Consider the following 23,684-nt stretch of genomic DNA (forward strand, 5'->3'; position numbering starts at 1 on the left):
GGAATATGAGCGAACCAGCTATCCGCATAGACCATGTCTCGATGGTGTTCAACATCGCCAGCGAGCAGCTCAACAGCCTAAAGGAATACTTCATCAAGCTCGCCAAACGCGAACTGTTCTTCAAGGAGTTCAAGGCTCTGGAAGACATCAACTTCACCGTTGAGCAAGGTGATGTATATGGCATCGTGGGCACGAACGGCTCGGGTAAGTCTACCCTGCTGAAGATCATCGCCGGCGTGCTCGAGCCGTCAAAGGGATCCGTTACGGTAAATGGGTCCATCGCCCCGCTCATCGAGCTAGGTGCAGGCTTCGACATGGAACTCACGGCACGCGAGAACATCTATCTCAACGGCGCGCTGCTGGGTTACAGCCGCAAGTACATCGACACCCACTTCGACGAAATCGTAGACTTTGCCGAAGTTCGCGAGTTCTTGGACATGCCCATGAAGAACTACTCTTCTGGTATGGTCGCACGCGTGGCCTTCGCCGTTGCAACGGCTACCATCCCCGACATCCTGGTCGTTGACGAGGCGCTTTCCGTAGGCGACTTCCTCTTCCAGGAAAAGTGCGAACGCAAGATCAACGAGCTCGTGCGCGAGCACAACACTACCCTGCTGTTCGTTTCCCACAGCATCGACCAGGTTGAACGCGTGTGCGAAAAGGCCGTCTGGATCGAAAAGGGTCACTTGCGCAAGATTGGCACCGTCGAAGAGGTATGCGCCGCATATCGCGGGCTGGAACAGGAACACCAGGCATAGCAGCTGCCCCATATAAAAAGGCAATAGCCCTTTCGGATTTATCCGGAAGGGCTATTTCGTATGGTCAAGAAGATAGTACGAGCTACTCTGGTCGAGATTGGCGTTATAGAAGCCATCGGGTGATGAAGCGATGGCAGGCCAAGCTTCAGCAAGACGTTTGGCATCGTGGGCAAGCAAGTCACGCGCGCTGGGATGCAGCGGTGAAAGAGCTTCGAAGCGCGTACGGGAATGCCCAAATTCGGCAAAGGGAACGTAGAGCGTGAGCAACCCCTTCTGCGCAAGCCTGAGGCAAAGGTCGACCTGGGCATACAGCAACGAGCCATAGCCCTCGTCGTAACCGCCCACTTCCAGGAAATCCTTCCTGCGCATAATGACGCAGTCGGGGGCGACGGCGGCGTAATTCGCAGGACGATGAAAGCGCCCGATGTAGCCGCTATCCCACGCAGGCAAATCGACGCCCAGCTCGGTAAGCTGCCCATCAGCGCGAACGACGATGCCGCTCTGGCAAAGCGTATCCTGCGGCGTGAGCAAGCGTGGCGAGATGAGACCCACTTCGGAACGCTCGAAATACGGCAGCAACACGCTCAATGCGTCGGAGGTAATGGGCGCAACGTCGCCAGCAGCGAAGAGAACGTATTCGGACTGAACCTTACGCGCCGATTCATTGCGGTACGCAAGGATATCCCGTTCGGATTCAAAAGACTCCGAGGGCGTAACCGTAGCCAATCCATCTGCAGCGGCGGCATCCCATGAACCAGACTCAAGGCTTTCAGCCGAATCGAATACCGCCGAAACGCTCGAAGTCGCGATATCGGAATGGATCTTCAGCTGGTACACGAAGATGCAATCGGTATCCACGACATCAGCTGTGATGCCACGTCGCTCGAAATGCTGCTCGATGGTGTAGGCGCCTGCGTCGTTGCAATACGGCTTCGCATCGGAGTTGCCACCATTGGTGGACCCAGAATGCATGCGCCAGTGATAGAGCACGCGCGGTACGTGCACGATGCTGCGGCCAACTTCGAACGCCTTGAGCGTGAGGTCGTAATCCTGCGCGCCATTCGTGAGCGGACCCGATCGCTCGGTGCGATCAAGCAGCCACCTGCTCACCATGAACAGGTGAATAACGTAATTGTTCGAATACAGAAGATCGGGAGAGCGATCGGGCTTGAACAAGGGAAGGGTATAGCCCTTCCCCTCCTCGAAGCTATCCTCATCGCAATAGAGCAAGTCGACGTCTTGCGTTTCATTGATGCGCGCCACGTACTCGTAAACCAAATCGGGCTCGATAAAATCATCGTGATCGAGAAAGCCAACGTAGTCACCATGCGATGCGGCGATGCCGCAATTGGTATTGCCGTCAATGCCATCATTTTCGGGATGGTCGACCACGATGATGCGCTCGTCATCGTACGATGCAAGAACCTCGGCAAGGGCCTCGTCATCGGGGCTGGCGTTCACCAGCACAAGCTCCCACTTCTGGTAGCTCTGCGCACGCACCGAATCAATCATGACGCGCAGGAATGCCGGAGGCGTGCGATACAGGGGGCTCACCAAGCTCACCAGGGGCTCGTATGGAAAATGCGATTCGCGCTGCCTTTGGAGCTGATCGTCCGTTACGCACTGGCGTTCGCGCCATTCCTCGTAGGACCCATCCGCAAAGGGATTCCGCACGAGGGCATAATAATCATCGGTAAGCTCGCGCTGCCAGCGCTGCTGAGACATCGTCCACGCGCAGAGCGCCTCTCCCGAAGACGCGCTCTGGAAGCGCACGGTTACGTTACCCATTTCCTTCGAGAGAAGCGTAACGTAGCAAAGCTCGTACCAGGCCGCCTTCGAGCTGCCACGCGGCGATGCAATGCGCTGCGAACCACGCAATGCGGAATCGAGCACGGTGCCATCGTCCAAGACCACCTGGAATTGCAGGTCATCCATGCGGTCCTGAGCCACGAGGGCGCGAGATTCAAGCATCCACGTACCCTCTTCGAGCGGCCTGCAACCCACCACGCGCGTACCAGCGCCCGTGCGAACCTCGGCCGCGGAAATCCAGCTCTCCCCCGCGAAAAGTCGATTGTAGAGTCGAGAAAGAATGGACATGGCTACTTGCGGAACGCGTTCTTCACGGCAGCGATAGCCTTGCGAGGCATAACGATACGACCAGCATGCGCGAGCTTCGTACCCAAGCGCATGGTGGGAGAATCCTTCATGTCGGCAAGAGCCTGTTCGTCGAGACGCAGCACGTAATCCTTGTACAGCATGCGATCTTCCAGGAACTCCTCGACGCCACCCTTTGCCAAGAGCTCGTACACGCGGTGCTCGCGAGGCCTATGCCAGCAATACTCGTTACCCAGGCGCTCCAGGCACGCGCGCACGGCAGGAAGCTCCTCGTCGATGCAGGCGTGAAGCTCTTCCAGGTTCTCGGTATGCACGATATCCCACGCGAACGCGCTAGCCAGCACGTTGGAAAGCGAAACGGCATAGCGCTCGTCGCCCACCGCTTCAATGCCTTTCAAGATGGAAGGCGTAACGCGACGACGCGATGCGCTGCGCTCGCTGCGAAGCTCGTGCTGTTCGTCGAGCTCGAGATAGAACAGCGGCCACTCGATGAAGCGATCGGCGTTCGACATGCAGTTGAAGGCGCCGTAGGCAATGGACGCGGCAGCAATAGTTGCACGCATGCCAAACGACGCATCGCCCATAACGTCGCAAGAATCAAAGGAAAGACCCTGTTCGCGAATGAAGTCATTACGATAGATGCGAGCATATTCGTTTGCATGCGCCACGTCGAAGGCAAAGCCGGAAATAGATTCGGCGCCCGCCGGAAGCATGGCCGCAACGAATTCCTCGGTCTGAACGGTAACGGCATCAAGCGCATTGGCCGCACGCAGTGCGTCCACGACATAGCGCATATCGTTGTCGAGCAACGCGATATCGGACGAGCCCTCGGCAACCAACTCGATAAAGGAAGAAAGGCGGACATCAACGCTCATCGACGGATCGATAACCATGCTGTAACGCCCCTTGGATGCATCCAATGCGGCATTGAGGCCCTGGGGCACCGATTCAAACGCACCATCGAGCATGTGCACGTTTGCGTGCGTATTGCACACGCGCTTGCAAATCATGGGGCTGGAATCGTGAGAGCCGCAATCAACGCAGATGACCTCGTGCTCAACTTCGAGCGCATTGAGTGAAGAAAGGCACTCGGCCATGGTGCGGCGATTGTCGAGCACGGGAACCAGGAAGGAAACCACGGGCTGTTCTTCGGAAGCTTCCTCATTCGCCTTGCCCTCGGCATGCGCAGCTGCCAGGAACGAGTTGTAGAAGTCAATGTCGCTTGCGGCGAAGCACTTGCTGGAAAGAACGAGGTCCTTGTCCATGTCTTCGAGCATCTCGAGAACGAGGGCATGCACTTCGGGATCGGTCTCGGAAAAGCCGCACTCCCCCAGCACGAAGTTGATGTAGCTGAATTCGCGCACGTACAGAGCTTCCCAGATCTTCGCAGAAGCATTGCGACGACGAAGCACCTCGCGCATCTCACGCGTACGGTCGAACGGAATGTGGAAGTCCTTCAGGAAGCTCGAAGAGCTCATGTTCGTCTGACGATAGTAATAGTAGTTCTTGGGAACCCAAACGATGCGCTTGGCTGCAACCAGGGTTTCCTGCATAAACGGGTTATCGGCCCAACCGGCGCCCTTGGGCTCCATGAAGCGAATGCCCTCGGATTCCAGGAAGGAACGGCGATAGATAGCCGTCCAGATGCAAGGATGCGACGAAGACAGGCCCGGATGATCGTCGATGGTAAGCGCAGTGGGAACCTTGGGCATGAATTCGGTAAGCGCAGAGGTGGTTACCGCATCGCCATAGCCATTGCGGCCATCGTAGAACTGCACGTACGAACCCTTGACGATATCGGCGGGCTTGCCACCAAAATCCTGGTACGACAGAAGGTCTTCGTACATATGCTCGTCGATGAAGTCGTCGGGCTCAACGATGCCGATGAATTCGCCCGTAGCGTGATCGAGGCCATAGTTGAGCGAATGACCATAGCCGCCATTGGGCTTGTCGAGCACTTTGAAGCGGCTATCGGCCGCAGCGTACTCGTTCATAACCGCAAGGGAATCATCCTTGCTGCCGTCGTTGATGCAAAGCACCTCGATATCCTGAAGCGTCTGCGCTTTGATGCTATCAAGGCACTGCCTCAGATAGGGAATCGCATTGTAGACGGGGATGAGAATGGATACTTTGGGCATGCACGCCTCCTGCAATCAGCTAATAAAAAAGCAGGTCGCAGCTGAGCCGCGACCTGCGTTATTTTGGTGCCCCCAACGAGAATCGAACTCGTGTCTCAGCCTTGAAAGGGCCGCGTCCTGACCGCTAGACTATGGGGACGATCATGCGCTTCCGTGAAGCAGCTAGGCTATTATGGCAAAGCACCGCGGGCGACGCAAGGGCCATTTTTGCGACAAAGGCGCCGTTCACACGATGTCCACGATTTGCCCCTACCCCCTCGTGTCGTAGCGCTCCTTCACGATGTACAAAGGCCTACGCTTCTGCTCGATATAGCTTCGTGCCTGGTAATCGCCCATCACACCCAGCACCAAAAGCTGAAGGCCGCCAAAGAGGAGGACGAGGCACACGAGCGTGGGGTAGCCGGGGATGGCAATGCCCATGATGAGGTAATCGACGATGAGAACATAGAGCAAGTAGAGCGTAGCCACCAAGCTGGAAACGAAACCTATGTACTTCGCCACCTTCAGGGGCCACGTGGTGAAGGCGATGATTCCCGAGAAGGCATACTTGAAGAGCTTGCGCGTAGACCAGCTTGACTCCCCCGTCAGGCGCTCGTCGGGCGTATAGGGAACGGCATGCGTATTGAAGCCTACCCAGGCGAACAGCCCCTTGCTAAAGCGGTAGTACTCGGGCATGGAAACAAGGGCATCGGCCACGGTACGCCGGAACACCCGAAAGTCGCTCATGTTCTCGGGCATCTCGATTTCGTCGGACGCCACGTTGAACGTGCGGTAGAAACGGCGCTTCAACCAAGCCTGAACCTTATTCTCGCGTCGCGTTTCCTGGTACGCCGCCACAACGTCGCACTCTTCGTGCTCCACCAGGTACTGGTACATGCTGAAGGCCAAGGCAGGATCTTGCTGCAAGTCGGCATCGATAAGGCACACGCAGGAGCCCTGCGATTCCTTCATGCCACAGAAGATGGCGCTTTCCTTACCGAAGTTGCGCGAAAACCCAATAGCGCGCAGCGCATGAACGCCGGCGTCTTCGGAAATGAGGCTACGCAGCTGCGCCATGGTGCCATCGGAACTGCCGTCGTTCACGTAGACGATCTCGTACGAAACGCCCGAACCGTCGAATACGTCCTTCACGCGTTCGAAAAACGCATGGACGTTCTTTTCCTCGTTATGGCAAGGAACAATCAGGGATAGGTCGAAGGCCTGGGGCAATGGCGCTACGCGCGAAGAATCTACAGTCATGGGCAATCTTTACAGACGATGTGTATCGGACACACCCAGTGTAGCGCATGGTAAGATTTTCCAGAACCTGAACAAGAAGGAGATACGTTAGGCACATGACGTACGCGCAAGCCCCCGACATTATCTACCATGCCGACGATTACGGCATCACCCCAGCTCAATCGGAACTCATTCTTTCCTACGCGAAGGCATGCGGCGGCACGGGAACACTCAACAGCGTTTCGGTCATGGTCAACGCACCCAGTTTCAGCGAGTCCATCCCCCTGCTCCAGAAGCACGAAGGGAGCATCCTTGCAAGCCTGCACGTGAACGTGGTGGAGGGGCCCTGCTGCGCGGACCCCAAGAGCATTCCCCTGCTCGTAGACGACAAGGGCGTATTCCGCCAAAGCTTCGCCTCGATGCTCAAGCTCTCATTCGGGTCCCAGAAAGCCGAGCTCACCAATCAGCTGGCCACGGAAATCGGCGCACAGCTCGACCGTCATCTAGCTGCGCTTCCCCATGCGAAGGATGCGCTGCGCATCGATAGCCACCAGCATTTTCACCTTATTCCCGCCGTATTCGACGCGCTACTGCGAGCCGTCGAGGAACGCGGATGCACCATCGCATTCCTGCGCATCCCCGCCGAGCCGGTACTCCCCTTCCTGAAGACGCCCCGCGTATGGCTGCGCATTCCCGCCATCAACTGGATCAAGCACTGGCTTCTCAATTTCCTCTGGCGCATGGATAAGAAGAAACTTCCCAATTACCAAGTCATATCCGCCGTATTCTGCGGCATCAACTTCAGTGGCCACATGACGCCCGAACGGGTCGCGGCAGTTCTGCCCGCCTTCAAGGCGTACGCCAGGAAACGGGACATGCCGCTCGAGCTGCTCTTCCACCCGGGCGCCGTTCCCCAAAAAGACGCGCTTAACCCGAAGCTCACGGGCTTCGTGGATTTCTACACCTCGCCGTTGCGGGGAATCGAAGGAGAAGCGCTGCGTTCACTGTAACGCCATACCGCGCCTATATACTAGTCCGCTAGTACATACGCATCGCATCGTGTTCGCATGCCGAACTCATCCACGCCGATGTTTCGCGTATAAAGCGCATAGTAGATAGATTCAAGGAATAATCCCATATGACATCATTTAACGAATTGGGCCTGAGCGAACTGGGCCTCGCGGCCGTCGACGCTCTTGGCTACAATGAGCCCACGCCCGTGCAGCAGCAGGCCATTCCCGCGATTCTCCAGGGACGCGACGTAATCGCCGCTGCAAAGACCGGTACGGGCAAAACGGCGGCATTCAGCCTGCCCTCTATGGACAAGATCGGCCATGCCCGCCACGGCCAGGGCCCACTCATGCTCGTCATCACGCCTACCCGCGAGCTCGCCATGCAGATTCGCGAAGTGTGCACCACCATTGCCACCAAAACGCACCATCATGTCACCTGCGTCGTAGGCGGCCTTTCCTATGGCCCCCAGATTGACGCGCTCTCGCGCGGCACCGACGTGCTCATCGCCACACCCGGTCGTCTGGTCGACCTGATCAACCAGGGCGCAGCTGACCTGAGCCAGGTGGAAACCGTAGTACTCGACGAGGCCGACCGCATGCTCGACATGGGCTTTCTGCCGGACATGAAGCGCATCATCAAGCAATGCCCCGTCGACCGCCAGACGCTGCTCTTCTCGGCCACCATCGACTCGGCCATCCAGAAGAACATGAAGAACCTGCTCAAGGACCCCGTTTTCGTCGAGATTGCCCATAAGGGCGAAACCGCCGACACCATCGAGCAGTACGTCATCCACGTAGACCAGCGCGCGAAGATCGACCTGCTCATCTCGCTTTTGAACGAGCGCGGCGGCACGCGCATCATCGTGTTCGCACGCACGCGCCATCGCGTGGACAACACAGTCAAGAAGCTGCGTCGCGCCGGCTTCAAGTGCGCGCCCATCCATTCCGACCGCAGCCAGAACCAGCGCAAGCGCGCACTCGATGACTTCGCCGCTGGCAAGATCGACATCATCGTCGCCACCGACGTGCTCGCGCGCGGCATCGACGTATCCGATGTGTACTATGTCGTAAACCTGGATATGCCCATGCAGGCCGAAGACTACGTGCACCGCATTGGCCGTACGGGCCGCGCAGGCGAAAAGGGCTTTGCCGTTTCGTTCATCTCCCCCGACACCAAGAAGCTGCTGCGCGCCGTGGAAAAGCTCATCGGCATTAGCATTCCCACCATGGAAGTGAAGTCGTTCGACGCTTCCGCAAGCGAAACAGCGCTGGCCGACAAGGCCACGCGCAAGGCAGCCAAGGAAGACCCCGAGCTCGCTGCCGCAGCCAAGGAAGACAAGTCGCGCAAGAAGTCTAAGGCAAAGCGCGAACGCAAGCGCAACGAGGAAGCTCCCTCGCCTCGCAAGACGCGTGGCACCGCCAAGAAGCAGGGCAAGAAGAACCAGAAGGCTGCACAGGCAGCCCAGAAGAACGGCCACAAGAGCGCCGAAGAGCCCGCACACAAGAAGAACCGCAACGCGGCCCCCAAGGGCCGAAACGGCAAGGGCGATTTCCGCTCGGGCAAGCCCCAAGCAAAGGGTTCGAAAAACGACTTCCGCCCTGGCAGGGCGCAACGTCGGACCAGGGCCAAGCAGCACTCCAAGAGCGCACGCTAGCCATTAGGTCATCGTGAGAGGCGGTTTTCACCGCCTCTCTTTTTCCCACCTACCACCAACTTGCAGAAAAGTTCCGCTGAGCGAAAGCGCGCCCCCTTGCATGGGGGCTTTGCTATCGTTTTCACAGAGAGAGGAAAAGGAGCACGTTATGAGAATCGCGGTTGCGAGTAACGGCCTGGACGTTGCGGAGAGCTTCCCCCAGTGCCTAAATTTCAATTACTACACCACGAAGAGCTACGAAATAGCCGAATCTCAAAACATACCCGCTCAGGGGCTCACGGGGGAAGAGTACGCCAATCTCATGGAACGCATCGACGTCGACACGTTCATCTGCCATTCCATCGCCCCCGCACACAAATCGGCATTCGAGGATCGCGGTATAGAAGTCGTTAGCGGGGCAAGCGGACGTGCCATGCAGGTAGCCGAATCGTACGTTCAGAAGAAAGCCGAAGAACTGGAAAACGAAGAGGCTCAAGAAGACGACGAATAGCAAGTCCGCCCCTTGCACTACGACGCCCTCACAAAGCAACGGCGCATAAGAAAAAGCTTCATGAGGAAAAACAAAAAGGGATTGGCGAATGCCAATCCCTTTTAGCATGCTATGCAGCCGGATTTACAGAGCCTTCTTGGCAACTTCCGTAAGAGCGGCGAACGCAGGAGCATCGTTCACGGCCATGTCGGCAAGAACCTTGCGGTCAAGCTCGACGCCAGCCTTCTTCAGGCCGTTCATGAACGTAGAGTAGCTCATGCCATTGATGCGAGCGGCAGCGTTGATACGCGTGATCCAAAGACGACGGATCTCACGCTTCTTGTTGCGGCGATCGCGGTACTGGTACTGCAGCGAATGCTGGACCTGTTCCTTCGCAGCGCGATAGGAACGAGACTTTGCGCCATAGTAACCCTTGGCACGATTAAGGACGGTGCGGCGCTTCTTATGAGCGTTAACGGCACGCTTTACACGAGGCATTTCAATCCTCCCTTACTTACTATCGACGGCCAAGATTGCGAGCGATGACCTTCTGGTCAGCCTTGGCAATCTCGGTTTCGTGGCGGAAATTACGCTTGCGCTTCTGGCTCTTCTTGGTGAGAATGTGGCTCTTGTAAGCCTTGGAGCGCATGATCTTGCCAGAACCGGTAACGCGGAAACGCTTAGCGGTGCCGCGATGAGTCTTCATCTTGGGCATGTTACTCCCCTTCCTTTTCTTCGACGTTCTTCCTATTACGCTTACCAGCAGCAGCCTTCTTGTTCTTGGCCGTGCCAGGCAAAGGCGAAATAACCATGTGCATATTGCGGCCTTCCATCTTGGGCTGGCTTTCGATTGCCGCAATATCCTTCAAATCATCAGCCAGGCGTTCCAGGATGCTCAGACCCTGTTCCGGATGAGCCATTTCGCGGCCGCGGAACATAATCGTGATCTTGACCTTGTTGCCCGCCTCGAGGAAGCGAATGACGTGCTTCTTCTTGGTGGTGTAGTCGCCCACATCGATCTTAGGACGAAACTTCATTTCCTTGGTTTCGATCTTGCTCTGGTTCTTGCGAGCCTGCTTGGCCTTGATAGCCTGTTCGTACTTGAACTTCCCGTAATCCATTACGCGACATACGGGCGGATTCGCATTCGGAGCGATTTCAACGAGGTCGAGGCCAGCGTTATCGGCAACATGCTGAGCTTCCTCGACGGCGCAAATGCCCATCTGCTCTCCGTCATAGCCAATGAGACGCACTTCACGTGCGGTGATGGACTCATTGAGCCGTGGTTCCTGTGCAGCTATCGCAAACACCCCCTTCAAGGTATCGTTGCTATCTAATAAAAAACCCATGGCATCGAGCCATGGGACACACAACAAAATACGCCTTACAGCATATATTCGCATGACCCATCAGCAACCGAAGCGCCGAAACAGGTGGGGCTACAACGCCCTCTTGAATGACAGCTTGCTTATCCTACCACTTCGTATTCTGCGATATGCGCGAAAAGGATTCGCGGCACGCATTCTACACAAGGGAAAAGCAACGTGCTACTTCTCTTCCCCAGACTCCGGGTCTTCCGGAATCTGCTCGCCCCGGCCATAGCCCGAAGGCATACGCGGGCCTTCCTTGCCCTTATGCTCGTAGTAATGGCGCAAAACGGGCTTGAACAGCTTGAACTTCCAAATGACAACGGCGAGTGCCGCAGCAAGAACCCCAAGGATGACCCAACGTTCCGAGCCAGTGAATTGACCAATGGAAATGCCAATGGCGCCAAGCACGCCCGAGCAGCAATACAAAATGACAACCGCCTTGCGCTGGCTGAATCCAGCGTCTAGCAGGCGATGGTGCACATGGCCCAAATCGGCCTCATCGATATGCTTGTGGGCAACCTTGCGACGCACGATAGCCGAAAGCGTGTCTATAACGGGAACGCCGGCAATGACCAGCGGAACGAGCATGAGCACCAAGCTGGACATGCGCACGACACCCATAATGGACACAATGCCAACGATTAGGCCCAGAAAAAGAGAGCCAGAATCACCCATGAATACGGTAGCCGGATAGAAGTTGAAACGAAGGAATGCCAGGCAGGCACCGATAAGCGCAAGGCACATGCCCGTAAGCGTGAACGAACCCTGCGCGGCAACAAGCACCATAAGACATGCGGTAACGATGGCAACGATACCTGCGGCAAGGCCATCCAATCCGTCGATAAGATTGGTGATGTTCACGAACCCAAGCAAGTAGATGACAGTAATGGGCATATCGGCCCAATGCAGGAAAATGAGCCTATGACCTTCCGCATCGATGGGAGAGCCAATGGCGTCGATGGAAATGCCCGCAGCGTAAATGAGGCAGCAGGCCACAATCTGACCAGCAAACTTGATCTTGGCGTTGATCTGGCGAACGTCATCGACCAGGCCCAAGGCGAACATGAACGTAATGCCACAGACCAGAAGCGGCGGATTCACGTTGCGTTCCATGATGATGTCGAGCCAACTGTGGCCGCAGGTAAACGACTGAACGTACATGACCAGAAGACCGGCCATGAAGCCAACGTAGAGTGCAATGCCACCGCAGCGCGGGATGGGCGTAGTGTTGACGCGGCGATTGCTGGGATAGTCGATGGCGCCAATGCGAAGCGCGATGCGCTTGGATACGGGCACCATGATATACGTGACCACGAAAGCCACCAGCAATACAATGCCCAACTGAAAAAAATCCAACGCTAGTCCTCGTGCCGCCCTACAGTATCGCGCCCATATCTAGTATGGGCGCACAATCGATGAATTATAGCTCTTTCGTTCTACCAGAACTCAAACCGCATTTAAGAAGCAGAAATGTAGATGGTAATCTGACGAACGGTATCGGCAAGATTGCCGCTTGCGTTAGCCGCCGTGTAATCGTACGAAAGCACCGACGACCAATTGTACGTGGCGCTTCCCACGGTAGACGTGCCATCGAACGAGCACTTCTCGAACACGCGCGTGGTGCCGTCGGTGGCATACGTGGTGTACTGCGAGGCGTCGGGCAGCGTAACGGAACCATCGGCTACGTTCAGGCCCGCCTCGTTGAGCGTCTTCTCGATAACGTGCTCGTTGCTAACCGCATCGCTGAAGCTCAGGTCGCCATAGCCAAGGCTTGCCGTAGCAGCTGTGTAGCCAGCACGCACGACCTTGCCTTCTTCGGTAACGCTCAAGTACACCGTGGGCGTGCCCGACTTGGAATCGGCGGGCTCGTCGGTGAGCATGACGGTAAGGTTGGCGGTAACGGGGTTGCCCTCTTCGCTCACGGGAGCGGTAAGCGTGATGGTAGCGCCATGGCCCAGCTTGGCAATGGCCTCGTCTTGGGTAAGACCAAGCACGCCCACCAGGTCGGGAACATCGGTAACCTTGGAGTTGGAAGAGGAGGCATCCTTGCCGTTCGAGTTACTCGACGACTGCAGAACGTCGGTCGTGGCGCTCGTGCCCTGCTGCACGTTGATGTCGCTGATGGTGGTAACGGCCTGGTACGCCCAATAGCCCATTGCGCCCAAAAGGCCAATGAGGACGATGAGCACGAAAACGAGCACACGACGCTGACGACGTGACTTGCGCTGATGCTCGGGCATGGCGGCCAAGCGCTCCTTGCGCGTGGGCTTCGCCTTGCCATGACGGCCATGCTTGCCACGCGCCGGCGCAGCAGCGGCTTCGTCTACCACATCGGCACGCACAGTGTGCATCTTGTCGCCGTATTCGTAGTAATCGCGCTGGGCATCGTCGACGATGCTATCGGCAGAACCACCCAGGAACTCCTCGCCGTTTTCCGCGGGGTCCCACAGATGGTCGGCATCGAACGGCAGGCCATCGACGCCATCGTCGCCATTGGAGCGCAAACGATCGCCCTCCACGCCAAACGAACGGGGCGTGGGGAACTCAGATTCGGAGTGATCGTCATCTTCGCTCGTGGGGAACGAGCCTTCGGACCAATCGCTTGCATTGGATTCGTCTTCCAGATTCGCCTCTTCCCCATCGGACGAAACCTCTTCCTGGGCTTCCTCCGTGGCGGCTTCGGTATCGACTACCTGCTCGGCCGATTCGGATTCGGCTTCATCGTTCTGCTGGTTTTCCTCTTCTACAGAATCGATAGTCTCTTCGCTTTCGCTAGCACCATGCGTGTTTTGATCAGACATCTGGCGCATCCACCTTTCAAGCGTGTACGGGCGTTGCTATGCGGAATGAGTGAGCATCCAATAGGCCACGGCAATCACAACCAAGAGAACGCCGACGACGATGATGATGGCACGCATGCGCGCAAAGGGAGTCTCGGCATGCAGGTCGTCTTCGGACGTGATATATGCCTCGCGTTCGCGAATGGCCTTGTTCCTCAAATGGCGGGCATATGCCCTACGGTCTTCTTCCGAGGCGTTCTGAAGCATTTCCGTGAGTTCATCGCTTTCCCCGGATTCGCTAGCCGCACGAGAATCGTGCGTCGCTGCCGGCGCCTGGGAAACTGCGGTGGCTTCGGAACGGCCCGCGGGCACAGCACCCGCCTGAACGACCACGTCGTCCGCTTCGTCACTGCTAACCGTTATGAGGCTGAACGCTTTATCTTCCGACATGGTTTCCACCTTCTTTCCCATCAGCCAATTAATTATAAAGTATGCCGCCAAGCAGCCCTAACCGTCCAGATAATATCCATTGGAGCTTATCATCTGTTCGGATACAATACCGAATCGAAACGCATTAGCATAGACGAGAGGACGTTAGATGCTAGAACTCAAGAACGTGGTATTTGAGGTACCCGTATCCGAGGGGTCGAGGGAGACCAAGCGTATCATCGACGACCTTAGCCTTCGTATCGATGACGACAAGTTCGTCGTCATCACCGGTCCTAACGGCGGAGGCAAGAGCACGCTGGCAAAGCTCATCATGGGCATCGAACAACCCACGAGCGGCCAAATCCTGTTCAACGGAGAAGACATCACGCACGCGAGCATTAGCGATCGCGCCAAGCTGGGAATCGGCTACGGCTTCCAGCAACCGCCCCGCTTCAAGGGCATGAAGGTGAAGAAGCTGCTGGAAATCGCCGCTGGCGAGCGCCTGCCCATGTTCGCATGCAACGAGTACCTGGCGAAGGTCGGCCTGTGCAGCGCCGACTGGCTCACGCGCGAGGTGGACAAGAACCTTTCGGGCGGCGAGGTGAAGCGCATCGAAATCGCCACGCTGCTGGCGCGCAACCCGAAGCTCGCCATCTATGACGAACCCGAAGCGGGCATCGACCTGTGGAGCTTCGATCGCCTTACCGGCACGTTCCGCGACATCCACGAAGCGCGCGAAGGCCACACCATCATGATCATCAGCCACCAGGAGCGCATCATTCAGCTGGCCGATGAAGTCGTGTTGCTAAAGAAGGGCAGGATCGACAAGCGCGGAACGCTCGAAGAGGTCATGCCCCATCTGAACCTGGCGCATCGCACCAACCCCAACGAAGCCTGCACGTTCACCACGCCCACCAACATCAACACGGGCGACATCAACACCAACTGCTAGGAGGCACCAACCATGGCAGTAGACCTTTCCCCCATCGACGAAAACCTGCTCGCGACCATTTCCGGTCTGCACGGCATGCCCAACGGAGCTTTCAACATTAGGCGCAACGGCGAACTCGTAGAGCGCCACAGCAGCGCGTTCATCGAAATCGCCACCAAGGAAGGCGTTCCCGGCATCGACATCAAGATCAAGCCCGGCACGCGCGGCGAAACCGTATACATCCCCGTCATCGTTACGCAGGCTGGCGTAAAGGACGTCGTATACAACACGTTCTACGTAGGCGAAGGCAGCGACGTCACCATTATTGCGGGCTGCGGCATCCACAACGCCGCTCACGAGCAGAGCCAGCACGACGGCATCCACGAGTTCTTTATCGGCAAGGGCGCACGCGTAAAGTACACGGAAGCGCACTATGGCGAAGGCCCCGCGAATGGCACGCGCATCCTGAACCCCGTCACGAAGGTCCACATGGCGGAAAACTCGTTCTGCGAAATGGACCTCTCGCAGCTCGAAGGCGTTACGAGCACCAAGCGCGAAACGGAAGCCGACCTGGCCGAAGGCGCGAAGATGATCATCACCGAAAAGCTCATGACGCACGACGAGCAGTTCGCGGAGAGCAACATGCTCTTCCAACTGAATGGCGACGACAGCAGCGTGCAGGTAGTCAGCCGCAGCGTGGCGAAGGACGAATCCCGCCAGGTGTTTAGCCCGCTCGTCGTGGGCAATGCCGCCTGCCGCGGCCACGTGCAGTGCGACTCCATCCTCATTGGCAATGGCAAAGTGAAATCCGTTCCCGCCATCGAGGCAAATTGCGAAGACGCCATCCTCATGCACGAAACGGCCATCGGCAAAATCGCCGGCGACCAGATCATCAAACTGCAGACGCTGGGCCTTACCGAAGAGGAAGCAGAGCAGGAAATTCTCGACGACTTCCTGAGCTAATCGCCACAGGAATAGCACACGCTACATGGGAGGGGCGCCCGATGATTCGGGCGCCCCTCGTGCATTCTATGGTGTCCCCTGCAGAATTCGAATCTACGTTTCCGACCTGAGAAGCCGGTGTCCTTGGCCGCTAGACGAAGGGGGCAAGTAATCGCTGGGTTACCAGCGCGAATTATCCTACCATGCGCAGATGGTAAGGCTCAGCGAACAATGGCTAGCGCGCAATATCGCCAAGAACATCTACAACAGCTGTGGTAAATGCATCGATTTCCTCTTCCGTATGCGCTACGCTCAGGAACAGCGCCTCGAACTGACTCGGCGCAATCAGGTACCCCCTATCCAGCATGCCGCGGAAGTAGCGCGCAAACATTTGCGTATCGCACGCGGCTGCATCGTCCCAATTGCGCACAGGGCCGTCGGTGAAGAACAACGTGCACAGAGAGCCAACGCGATTCACGCAAGCACGCGTGGAAGTACGCTCGATGGCTTCGTTCAAGCCCGACTCCAGACGAGCGCCCAGCTCTTCTAGACGCTCGTACACGCCCGGCTTCTGAAGCTCGCGCAGCTGCGCAAGGCCCGCCTGCATCGCCACGGGATTGCCCGAAAGCGTTCCTGCCTGGTACACGGGACCCTCGGGAGCAAGCGCAGACATGACGTCGGCACGACCCGCAAAGCAACCCACGGGGAAGCCACCACCGATGATCTTGCCAAACGTGCACAGATCGGGAAGCACGCCATAGCGTTCCTGGGCACCGCCTAAGGCAGCACGAAAGCCGCTGATGACCTCGTCGAAGATGAGCAGCGCGCCATACCGCGTGCACAGCTCGCGCAAACCGGCAAGGAAGCCCTCGGCAGGAGCGACAACGCCCATGTTGCCAGCAATCGGCTCGACGATAACGCAGGCGATGGAATCAGGCTGCGCCTGGAACGCCTTCTCAACAGCCTCGAGGTCGTTGTAAGGCAGCACGATGGTATCGGCTACGGCGCCATCGGTTACGCCTGGCGTACCGGGGATGCCAAACGTAGCAACGCCACTGCCAGCCGAAACCAAGAGAGCGTCAGAATGGCCATGATAGTTGCCCTCGAATTTGATGAACTTGGGACGGCCCGTAAACCCACGCGCCAGGCGAATGGCGCTCATGGTCGCTTCGGTGCCACTGGAAACCATGCGCGCCTTCTCGGCAGAGGGAACGATACGGCATATCTCCTGGGCCATTTCGATTTCCGCCTCACACGGGGCACCGTAGCTCACGCCCTTGTCGAGCTGCGCACGCACGGCTGCATCAACGGCGGCAGGGCGATGCCCAAGAATCATGGGCCCCCAGCTGCAGATGAAGTCCACAAACTCGTTGCCATCGACATCCCAGACATGGCTCCCCTGCGCATGGTCGTAAAAGACCGGGCTGCAGTCGACATTGGCGAATGCACGCACCGGAGAGTTGACGCCACCTGGAATGGAAGCGCAAGCCTTCTGGAAATCTTGTTCGGAAACGCTGTGTTTCATCTTCTTGCTCCTTGAACGCGCAGATGACTACGCGAAATACGTCATCGAAACCTTCTTGAACTCATGCGTAGTGGTAAGCGCGAAATGAGCCCCGCACGGCACCTGAGCCTCCTCGAGCGCGCGAGACAGCTCAGCAATGTTCTCGCTCATTTCCTCTTCGCTTTGCGCATGCGTCATAGCATACATATTCGCAGGCCACGTTTCCATGCGAGGACGCGCATAGCAATGACTCACAAACGACTTCGCCGCGAAGAGCGCACCCGCCTCCTCAACATGCTCATCGGGAATGTCCCACACGGTCATGCTGTTGAAGGCATACCCAATGCGCTGGTGACGCACCATAGCGCCGAATCGGCGAATAACGCCAAGTGCCTTGAAGTCGCGAACGCGCGCGACGACGTCCTCGACCGAGATATCATCGTTCGTCTGGGCCGCAATCAAGCGAGCGCCCTCGTCGAAAGGATGCAAGACCAGGTTACCCTGCGCATCGCGCGCAACGTCTCCCTGCGCCCAGTGCACGAGGGCGACGTCAAACGCGCTCTCCGCGCTGAAGGGTTCGATGCCCTCTACGGAGCGCACCGAGGAAGCACGCTTCGCGCGCGCACGATGTCCCGAGCCAAAATCGACGCGAATCTTGAACATGCGCGATGCGGGCATATCGAGCAAATCATCGCAACCCGTCTTCTGCCTGATTTCGGAAAGAATGCGCTCCTTTTCCCCAACCGAGCGCGTGATAAGCGTGAACCACAGGTTGTACCTGTTCGCGCGGCCGTAGTTGTGCGTAACGCTAGGATAGGCGCTCACGATGCCGGCAGCGGCAATGAGTTCCTCTTCCCCACCAGGCACCGCAAGGGCGCACAACGTAGATGAATACCCCAGCTTGCGAGAATCGAACGAAGCACCGATGCGCCTGATGCTTCCCTCCGCATACAGTTCGCGAACGGCCGCAAGCACGTCGGCCTCGCTCGTATCCAACTGCGACGCAAGCTCGGCGTAGGGATCGCAGCAAATGGGAAAGCCAGACTGGATGATGTCGAGCAGACGATTCTTCAGTTCTTCGCTAGCGGACATCGCCGTCTCCTTCGCAAGCGGCATCAGCATCGGGACACAATGCGCCCAGGGCAAACGCCGGCATCTTGAGCGTTCCGTCATCTTGGCCTTCCTTACGCAGGGAACGAGGAACGTAGCTGCAATACGGCTCTTCCTCCATGTAGTCACCCGTTGCGGAAAGGGCGCGGGCGCGACATCCGCCGCACACGCCACGGTATTCGCATGCACCGCACTTCCCCTTCAGCTTGCTGAAATCACGCAGGTCGTTGAAGACAGGGGAATTCGTCCAAATCTCGCTGAACGGCTTCTCCTTCACGTTACCCAATTGCATATCGAAGTACCCGCACGGCTGCACATCGCCGACATGGCTGATGAACACGAAGGAAATGCCACCCAGGCAGCCACGCGTCATAGCGTTCAGGCCGTATTCCTCCGCCGTGGAGGTGTCGCCTTCCTCGCGCATGCGCTGATGCGAAATGCGATAGTACTGCGGCGCGTCCGTGGGCTTGAAGTGCAAGGGAGAGGTCTTCTGCTTGTAATACGCCCAGGTAAGCACTTCCTCGTACTCCTCCGGCGTAAGCTCCACCTCGCGCAGGCTCTCGCCACGGCCCGTGGGCACGAGCAGGAACGGGTGGAACGCTACCGCGTCCAACCCACGCACCATGTCGTGCATTTCCTCGAGGCATTCGGCGTTCTTCTTCGTAACGGTGGTGTTCACCTGCACGCCAATGCCGTGCTCCTGGGCAAGCTTGATGCCGCGCACGGCATCGTCGAAACTGCCCTGCTGCCCACGGAACGCATCATGGCGCTCGGCATCGGGAAAGTCGAGCGAGATGCTAATGCGGCTAATGTGATGCTCCGCCATCTTCTGCGCAATTTCCGGCGTAATGGTCGTGCCGTTCGTGCCGATGACGGGCATGCAGCCCGCCTCGCGCGCGTAGTCCACGATCTCCCAGATGTCGGGCCTCATGAACGGCTCACCACCGGTAAGGATGAGAATGGGGTTCGTTATGCTGGCGATATTGTCGATGACCGCCTTGCACTCCTCAAGCGACAGCTCGCCTGGATAGTAGCCAAACTCCGCCGCGGCCCTGCAATGTTCGCACGAAAGATTGCAACTGCGGGTAATCTCCCACGCGATGATGCGCGGAGCCTGAATACCCGTACGCTCCTTGTACCGTTTCGCAGCTTCCCCGCCACCAGGCCGATAGCCGCGACCCGCAACGCTCGCGGGATGAGATGCGCCCTTGGGCTTGCCCCCAAGCTTCTTCGTCCATTCGGGACGCTTGCCCACTTTGGGAACCCACGAAGGATGCCCGCCCTGGGGCTTGGCCTTCCCCGTGAGCTTGCCCGCAGCTGCAGCCTCGTCGCGCGCGGCGGCAGCCATGCGCTGCAGAGGCGTTAGTTCCATCTGTTGTTCGTTCGTCATTGAATCCCCTACTCGGAAAGCCAACGCGCAGCTTCTTTGGCGTGATAGGTAATGATCATGTCGGCGCCGGCGCGCTTCATGCTCAACAGCAGTTCGAGCACCACGCGCTTCTCGTCGATCCATCCCTGCGCGGCAGCCGCCTTCACCATCGAATACTCGCCGCTCACGTTATAGGCAACCGTGGGAAAGCCCGTTTCGCTCTTCACGCGACGCAGGACATCCAAATACGAAAGCGCGGGCTTCACCATGACCATATCGGCACCCTCGGCGATGTCGTAAAACGCCTCGCGCACGCCCTCCTGCGCATTGGCGGGATCCATCTGGTACGCACGCCTATCGCCAAACGACGGAGAGCTGTCCGCCGCATCGCGGAAGGGCCCGTAGAACGCACTGGCGTACTTCGTCGAATAGCTGAGAATGGGAATGCGCTCGAAGCCGGCTTCGTCGAGAGCAGCACGAATGGCACCCACACGACCATCCATCATGTCGGACGGCGCAATCATATGCGCACCAGCACGAGCCATGCTCACCGCCTCGTTGGAAAGCAATTCGAGCGTGGCATCGTTGTTCACGTAGCCATCCTCATCGAGCTTGCCGCAATGCCCGTGGCTCGTGTACTCGCACATGCAAACATCGCAGATGATGTACATGGAAGGAGCCTCGGCGCGAATGATGCGACACGCCTCCTGCACCACGCCATGCTCATCCCAGGCCGACGAGCCAACCTCGTCCTTGCTTGCCGGAATGCCAAAGAGAAGCACGTAATGAACGCCCAGATCAAGCAACTCGTTCACTTCAGCCATGAGCATATCCAGGGAAACCTGGTATACGCCAGGCATAGAGGGAATCTCGTCCCTGCAGCCCGTTCCAGGCTTCACGAACAGCGGATAGATGAAGTCGTCCGCGGAAAGGCCCGTCTCGCGAATCATGGTGCGGGCCAGCTCGCCGTCACGCATGCGACGCGGACGATACGTGGGAAACGATCCATACTGCATGTCTACCATCTTCCTTCAAGGACGGCGCAGCGACGCGCCGTCCATTCAACGTAATTGCTAGTCTTCGTATGCGGGCGCTTCGACGATGCGCTTCTCGGGGTCGTCGGGATGCTTGGCGATCTCCTCATCGGTGAGGTAGCACGCCGGATCGGCAGCCCACAGGTCGCCCGTGGCGGCCTCGGCACGCACGCGGAAGTTGCCGCCGCAGACGTCGAGCCAACGGCAGTCAGCGCAACGGCCCTTCACGAAGGGACGCTTGTCCTTCAGGCGGAACATGAGCTCGCTGCGCTCGTCGGTACGGCTCACGTCGCTCCAGATCTCGCTGAAGGGACGATCCTTCACGTTGCCAAAGCTGTAGTGACGCCAGAACTGGTCGGCGTACACTTCGCCATCCCAGCTAATGCAGCCAATGCCATTGCCCGAGCTGTTGCCCTGGTTCCACTGAAGCAGCTGCATGACCTTTTCGGCACGCTCGGGGTTTTCCTTCAGGAGCTCCATGTATACGAACGGAGCGTCGGCATGGTTGTCTACGGTGAGAATCTCGGGAGTACCACCCTCGTCGAACCACTGCTTCGTGCGGTCCATGATGAGGCGCACGGCCTGACGCGTTTCCTCGTGGTTCAGGTCCTCGTCGATCATTTCGCTACCGCGGCCCGAATACACCAGGTGATAGAAGCAGGCACGGTTGATGCCCTCGCGCTGCATAAGGTCGAAGATATCGTTGATCTCGCGCCAGTTGTGCTTGTTGATGGTAAAGCGCAGGCCAACCTTGATGCCCTCGGCCTGGGCGTTCTTCAGGCCCTGCAGGGCGCGGTCAAACGAACCTTGCACGCCGCGGAACTTGTCGTGGGTCTCGGGGTCGCCATCGAAGGAAACGCCCACGTAGGAAAGGCCAACCTCAGCGAACTGCTTAGCCAGCTCGGGCGTGATAAGCGTGCCATTGGTGGAAATGACCACGCGCATGCCCTTGCTCTTGGCATAGTGCATGAGCTCGAGCAAGTCGGGACGCATCGTGGGCTCGCCACCGCTGAACAGCAGAACGGGCGCGCCGAAGGCAGCCAGGTCGTCAATCATGACCTTGGCCTCTTCGGTGGAAAGCTGGTCGTAACGATGGCCGTCGGACTGGGCGTAGCAATGCTCGCACTTCAAATTGCACGTACGGGTGCAGTTCCACACCACGACGGGCTTCTTGTCCTTCGAGAACTGCAGCAAGCCGCTCGGGAGCTCCTTCGACTGACGCTTGTAACGCAGAACGTCGCTGGGCTCAACGGAACCGCAGTAGAGTTTGGAAATGCCGATCACTAGTTGTTCTCCTTCTCGTTAGACAGAACGTCTTCTACCAAATGTGCTAGCGCGGGAATGGTGTAGGTGGGAGCCTCGCACGTGGGCTCCATCCCTTCCTCGCGCATCGTATTGCTCGTAATGGGGCCAATGCTGGCAAGCTGCACGCCGGTAAGCAAAGCGGGCCACTCGCCCGGCTCGCACGCATCGCGCACCATAGACGCAAAATTGCGTGCGGTGGACGAACTCGTGAACGTAACGGCACTCACTTCTCCCGAGCGCAGGCGTTCGACCAAGTCGCCCGCCTCCTCGTCGTGCGGCATAACGGTGTCGTACACGGGCACGACGCGCACCGTTGCACCAGCCTCGCTCAACGAGGCGGGCAGGACATCGCGCGCAGCGGAAGCGCGCGGAATAAGAATGCTCACAGATGACAAGTCGCAAGCCTCCGAAAGCGATGCAACAACGCTCTCGGCTACGAAACGCGAAGGAACGAGGTCGGCATGCAGGCCGCGGGCCTCCAACGCCTGGGCAGTCGCAGGGCCGATGGCGGCAATCTTGCTGCCGGCAAACGCACGGGCGTCGCACCCCTGAGCGCAAAGCATATCGAAGAAGCACGAAACGCCATTCGCGCTGGTGAAAACAACCCAATCAAACGCGCCAGCGGAAAGGTCGGCAATGGCCGACGTCAGCTCGTCGTCCATAGCACGAGGAGCGATCTCGATTGTGGGGAATTCCACAACGTCGGCACCCAGCACGCTCAGACGGCTCGACAGAGCCGAAGCCTGCTCGCGGGAACGAGTGACAACGACCGTCTTCCCAAACAACGGGGCATCCTCGAACCAGGAAAGGTCGTCGCGGAGGGAAACCACGTCGCCGACGACAATGATGGCGGGAGCCTTGAACTGGGCTTCGCGCACCCTCTCGACCACCGTTTCCAGTGTCGCGACAAGCGTCTCCTGACGCGGCGTCGTACCCCAGCGAACGAGCGCAACGGGCGTATTCGCGGCACGGCCACCCTCGATGAGCTTGCGCACAATGGTGGGCAAATCGCGAATGCCCATGTAGAAGCACAGCGTGTCGCCGCCCTTTGCCAAAAACTCCCAATTGATGCCCGATTCGTTTTTATCAGGCGTCTCATGACCCGTGACCAACGTAACCGACGTGGCAACGCGGCGATGGGTTACGGGAATGCCCGCATAGGCTGGTGCCGCAACGCCGGCGGTAACGCCGGGAACCACCTTGAAGGGAATGCCCGCCTCGCGCAACGCAAGGCCCTCTTCCCCACCACGGCCAAAGACGAACGGGTCGCCACCCTTCAGGCGGGCAATGACCAAGCCAGGCGCGCTGGCTTCCTGGATGATGCAGGCGTTGATCTCCTCTTGCGTAACATGGGCCGAAAAGCCCTTCTTACCCACGAAGATGCGCTTGGCCTGGCAATTCGCGAAGCGCATGACAGCATCGCTCGCAAGGTAATCGTAGATGACGACATCGGCAGCCTGCAGAACCTCGCGTGCCCTGCACGTAAGCAGCCCCGGATCGCCAGGACCCGCGCCGATGAGATATACCAGGGATTCGTTCGCCAT

The 23,684-nt window shown here is 58.1% G+C and carries 21 protein-coding genes and 2 tRNA genes; 6 read left to right on the plus strand and 17 right to left on the minus strand.

The genetic code is table 11. The features are described 5' to 3' along the window. Window positions 1–5 precede the first annotated feature (5 nt). The gene (locus tag E7002_RS00805) at window positions 6–758 is read left to right on the plus strand and encodes an ABC transporter ATP-binding protein (protein WP_303727029.1); all 753 of its coding nucleotides are present in this window, start codon (window positions 6–8) and stop codon (window positions 756–758) included. A 51-nt stretch (window positions 759–809) separates the two neighbouring features. Here the strand turns inward: E7002_RS00805 and E7002_RS00810 are convergent, their stop codons facing one another. The 4 genes from E7002_RS00810 to E7002_RS00825 form a co-directional block, all read right to left on the minus strand. Further along, complete coding sequence (locus E7002_RS00810) at window positions 810–2,855, minus strand: glycosyltransferase (protein ID WP_303727031.1); 2,046 nt, start codon at window positions 2,853–2,855, stop codon at window positions 810–812. 2 nt (window positions 2,856–2,857) lie between these two features. Continuing rightward, window positions 2,858–5,011 (minus strand): glycosyltransferase, encoded by a 2,154-nt coding sequence (locus E7002_RS00815; RefSeq protein WP_303727033.1) that lies wholly within the window; start codon window positions 5,009–5,011, stop codon window positions 2,858–2,860. Window positions 5,012–5,075: 64 nt separating this feature from the next. Continuing rightward, a tRNA-Glu gene (locus E7002_RS00820) sits at window positions 5,076–5,150 on the minus strand. A 110-nt stretch (window positions 5,151–5,260) separates the two neighbouring features. Further along, on the minus strand, window positions 5,261–6,250 hold the full coding sequence (locus E7002_RS00825; RefSeq protein ID WP_303727035.1) for a glycosyltransferase family 2 protein: 990 nt from the start codon (window positions 6,248–6,250) through the stop codon (window positions 5,261–5,263). 95 nt (window positions 6,251–6,345) lie between these two features. Here E7002_RS00825 and E7002_RS00830 point away from each other — a divergent pair, with 95 nt between their 5' ends. The 3 genes from E7002_RS00830 to E7002_RS00840 all read left to right on the plus strand — a co-directional run bounded on the left by E7002_RS00830 (window position 6,346) and on the right by E7002_RS00840 (window position 9,387). Beyond that, entirely contained in the window at window positions 6,346–7,239 is an 894-nt protein-coding gene (locus E7002_RS00830; protein WP_303727036.1) for a carbohydrate deacetylase, read from the plus strand. 128 nt (window positions 7,240–7,367) lie between these two features. After that, a complete protein-coding gene (locus E7002_RS00835; protein WP_303727037.1) occupies window positions 7,368–8,897 on the plus strand; it encodes a DEAD/DEAH box helicase in 1,530 nt (509 codons plus the stop codon). Between the two features lie 148 nt (window positions 8,898–9,045). Then, window positions 9,046–9,387, plus strand: coding sequence for a NifB/NifX family molybdenum-iron cluster-binding protein (locus tag E7002_RS00840; protein ID WP_303727039.1), 342 nt, complete (start codon window positions 9,046–9,048; stop codon window positions 9,385–9,387). A 123-nt stretch (window positions 9,388–9,510) separates the two neighbouring features. On the opposite strand, the gene rplT is transcribed toward E7002_RS00840, so the two are convergent. From rplT to E7002_RS00870, 6 genes are all read right to left on the minus strand, one after another. Next, complete coding sequence (gene rplT, locus E7002_RS00845) at window positions 9,511–9,864, minus strand: 50S ribosomal protein L20 (RefSeq protein WP_066661858.1); 354 nt, start codon at window positions 9,862–9,864, stop codon at window positions 9,511–9,513. Window positions 9,865–9,883: 19 nt separating this feature from the next. After that, window positions 9,884–10,081 carry a 50S ribosomal protein L35 gene (gene rpmI / locus E7002_RS00850; RefSeq protein ID WP_303727040.1) on the minus strand — a complete coding sequence of 66 codons (198 nt, stop codon included), beginning with the start codon at window positions 10,079–10,081 and terminating at the stop codon, window positions 9,884–9,886. 1 nt (window position 10,082) lies between these two features. Next, window positions 10,083–10,715 (minus strand): translation initiation factor IF-3, encoded by a 633-nt coding sequence (infC, locus tag E7002_RS00855; RefSeq protein ID WP_066661853.1) that lies wholly within the window; start codon window positions 10,713–10,715, stop codon window positions 10,083–10,085. Window positions 10,716–10,913: 198 nt separating this feature from the next. Continuing rightward, window positions 10,914–12,092, minus strand: a complete 1,179-nt coding sequence (locus tag E7002_RS00860) for a glycosyltransferase family 4 protein (protein WP_303727042.1) — start codon at window positions 12,090–12,092, stop codon at window positions 10,914–10,916. A gap of 101 nt (window positions 12,093–12,193) precedes the next feature. Next, entirely contained in the window at window positions 12,194–13,537 is a 1,344-nt protein-coding gene (locus E7002_RS00865) for a histone-lysine N-methyltransferase (RefSeq protein ID WP_303727043.1), read from the minus strand. A 36-nt stretch (window positions 13,538–13,573) separates the two neighbouring features. Further along, the gene (locus tag E7002_RS00870) at window positions 13,574–13,966 is read right to left on the minus strand and encodes a hypothetical protein (protein ID WP_303727044.1); all 393 of its coding nucleotides are present in this window, start codon (window positions 13,964–13,966) and stop codon (window positions 13,574–13,576) included. Window positions 13,967–14,114: 148 nt separating this feature from the next. Between E7002_RS00870 and E7002_RS00875 the strand changes: the two genes are divergently transcribed. Both E7002_RS00875 and E7002_RS00880 read left to right on the plus strand, forming a co-directional pair. Then, entirely contained in the window at window positions 14,115–14,897 is a 783-nt protein-coding gene (locus tag E7002_RS00875) for an ABC transporter ATP-binding protein (protein WP_303727045.1), read from the plus strand. 12 nt (window positions 14,898–14,909) lie between these two features. Then, on the plus strand, window positions 14,910–15,839 hold the full coding sequence (locus E7002_RS00880) for a SufD family Fe-S cluster assembly protein (protein WP_303727046.1): 930 nt from the start codon (window positions 14,910–14,912) through the stop codon (window positions 15,837–15,839). 69 nt (window positions 15,840–15,908) lie between these two features. Here E7002_RS00880 and E7002_RS00885 read toward each other — a convergent pair. From E7002_RS00885 to cobA, 7 genes are all read right to left on the minus strand, one after another. Beyond that, window positions 15,909–15,984: transfer RNA gene (locus tag E7002_RS00885), tRNA-Glu, on the minus strand. Window positions 15,985–16,053: 69 nt separating this feature from the next. After that, window positions 16,054–17,343 carry a glutamate-1-semialdehyde 2,1-aminomutase gene (gene hemL, locus E7002_RS00890; protein ID WP_303727047.1) on the minus strand — a complete coding sequence of 430 codons (1,290 nt, stop codon included), beginning with the start codon at window positions 17,341–17,343 and terminating at the stop codon, window positions 16,054–16,056. A 27-nt stretch (window positions 17,344–17,370) separates the two neighbouring features. Next, entirely contained in the window at window positions 17,371–18,414 is a 1,044-nt protein-coding gene (locus E7002_RS00895) for a hypothetical protein (protein WP_303727048.1), read from the minus strand. Next, a complete protein-coding gene (locus tag E7002_RS00900) occupies window positions 18,404–19,822 on the minus strand; it encodes a radical SAM protein (RefSeq protein WP_303727049.1) in 1,419 nt (472 codons plus the stop codon). The genes E7002_RS00895 and E7002_RS00900 overlap by 11 nt, the downstream gene beginning before the upstream one ends. An 8-nt stretch (window positions 19,823–19,830) precedes the next feature. Next, window positions 19,831–20,817: a porphobilinogen synthase gene (gene hemB / locus E7002_RS00905; RefSeq protein WP_369692490.1), complete on the minus strand. Its 987-nt coding sequence runs from the start codon at window positions 20,815–20,817 to the stop codon at window positions 19,831–19,833. A gap of 57 nt (window positions 20,818–20,874) precedes the next feature. After that, window positions 20,875–22,119 (minus strand): 12,18-didecarboxysiroheme deacetylase, encoded by a 1,245-nt coding sequence (gene ahbC, locus E7002_RS00910; RefSeq protein WP_303727052.1) that lies wholly within the window; start codon window positions 22,117–22,119, stop codon window positions 20,875–20,877. Then, a complete protein-coding gene (gene cobA, locus E7002_RS00915; protein ID WP_303727053.1) occupies window positions 22,119–23,684 on the minus strand; it encodes a uroporphyrinogen-III C-methyltransferase in 1,566 nt (521 codons plus the stop codon). Before cobA ends, ahbC begins: the two co-directional genes overlap by 1 nt.

This window comes from Denitrobacterium detoxificans, from assembly GCF_015062615.1.
GTDB lineage: Bacteria > Actinomycetota > Coriobacteriia > Coriobacteriales > Eggerthellaceae > Denitrobacterium > Denitrobacterium detoxificans_A.

Bases quoted from the DNA above. Each gene is read 5' to 3' on its own strand.
- E7002_RS00840 (WP_303727039.1), top strand. From the start codon at position 9,046: ATGAGAATCGCGGTTGCGAGTAACGGCCTGGACGTTGCGGAGAGCTTC.
- E7002_RS00815 (WP_303727033.1), bottom strand. From the start codon at position 5,011: ATGCCCAAAGTATCCATTCTCATCCCCGTCTACAATGCGATTCCCTAT.
- E7002_RS00825 (WP_303727035.1), bottom strand. From the start codon at position 6,250: ATGACTGTAGATTCTTCGCGCGTAGCGCCATTGCCCCAGGCCTTCGAC.
- rplT (WP_066661858.1), bottom strand. From the start codon at position 9,864: ATGCCTCGTGTAAAGCGTGCCGTTAACGCTCATAAGAAGCGCCGCACC.
- hemB (WP_369692490.1), bottom strand. From the start codon at position 20,817: ATGCAGTATGGATCGTTTCCCACGTATCGTCCGCGTCGCATGCGTGAC.
- E7002_RS00870 (WP_303727044.1), bottom strand. From the start codon at position 13,966: ATGTCGGAAGATAAAGCGTTCAGCCTCATAACGGTTAGCAGTGACGAA.
- infC (WP_066661853.1), bottom strand. From the start codon at position 10,715: ATGGGTTTTTTATTAGATAGCAACGATACCTTGAAGGGGGTGTTTGCG.
- E7002_RS00895 (WP_303727048.1), bottom strand. From the start codon at position 18,414: ATGTCCGCTAGCGAAGAACTGAAGAATCGTCTGCTCGACATCATCCAG.
- E7002_RS00810 (WP_303727031.1), bottom strand. From the start codon at position 2,855: ATGTCCATTCTTTCTCGACTCTACAATCGACTTTTCGCGGGGGAGAGC.
- rpmI (WP_303727040.1), bottom strand. From the start codon at position 10,081: ATGCCCAAGATGAAGACTCATCGCGGCACCGCTAAGCGTTTCCGCGTT.
- E7002_RS00835 (WP_303727037.1), top strand. From the start codon at position 7,368: ATGACATCATTTAACGAATTGGGCCTGAGCGAACTGGGCCTCGCGGCC.
- E7002_RS00900 (WP_303727049.1), bottom strand. From the start codon at position 19,822: ATGACGAACGAACAACAGATGGAACTAACGCCTCTGCAGCGCATGGCT.
- E7002_RS00865 (WP_303727043.1), bottom strand. From the start codon at position 13,537: ATGTCTGATCAAAACACGCATGGTGCTAGCGAAAGCGAAGAGACTATC.
- E7002_RS00875 (WP_303727045.1), top strand. From the start codon at position 14,115: ATGCTAGAACTCAAGAACGTGGTATTTGAGGTACCCGTATCCGAGGGG.
- E7002_RS00830 (WP_303727036.1), top strand. From the start codon at position 6,346: ATGACGTACGCGCAAGCCCCCGACATTATCTACCATGCCGACGATTAC.
- cobA (WP_303727053.1), bottom strand. From the start codon at position 23,684: ATGGCGAACGAATCCCTGGTATATCTCATCGGCGCGGGTCCTGGCGAT.
- hemL (WP_303727047.1), bottom strand. From the start codon at position 17,343: ATGAAACACAGCGTTTCCGAACAAGATTTCCAGAAGGCTTGCGCTTCC.
- E7002_RS00880 (WP_303727046.1), top strand. From the start codon at position 14,910: ATGGCAGTAGACCTTTCCCCCATCGACGAAAACCTGCTCGCGACCATT.
- E7002_RS00805 (WP_303727029.1), top strand. From the start codon at position 6: ATGAGCGAACCAGCTATCCGCATAGACCATGTCTCGATGGTGTTCAAC.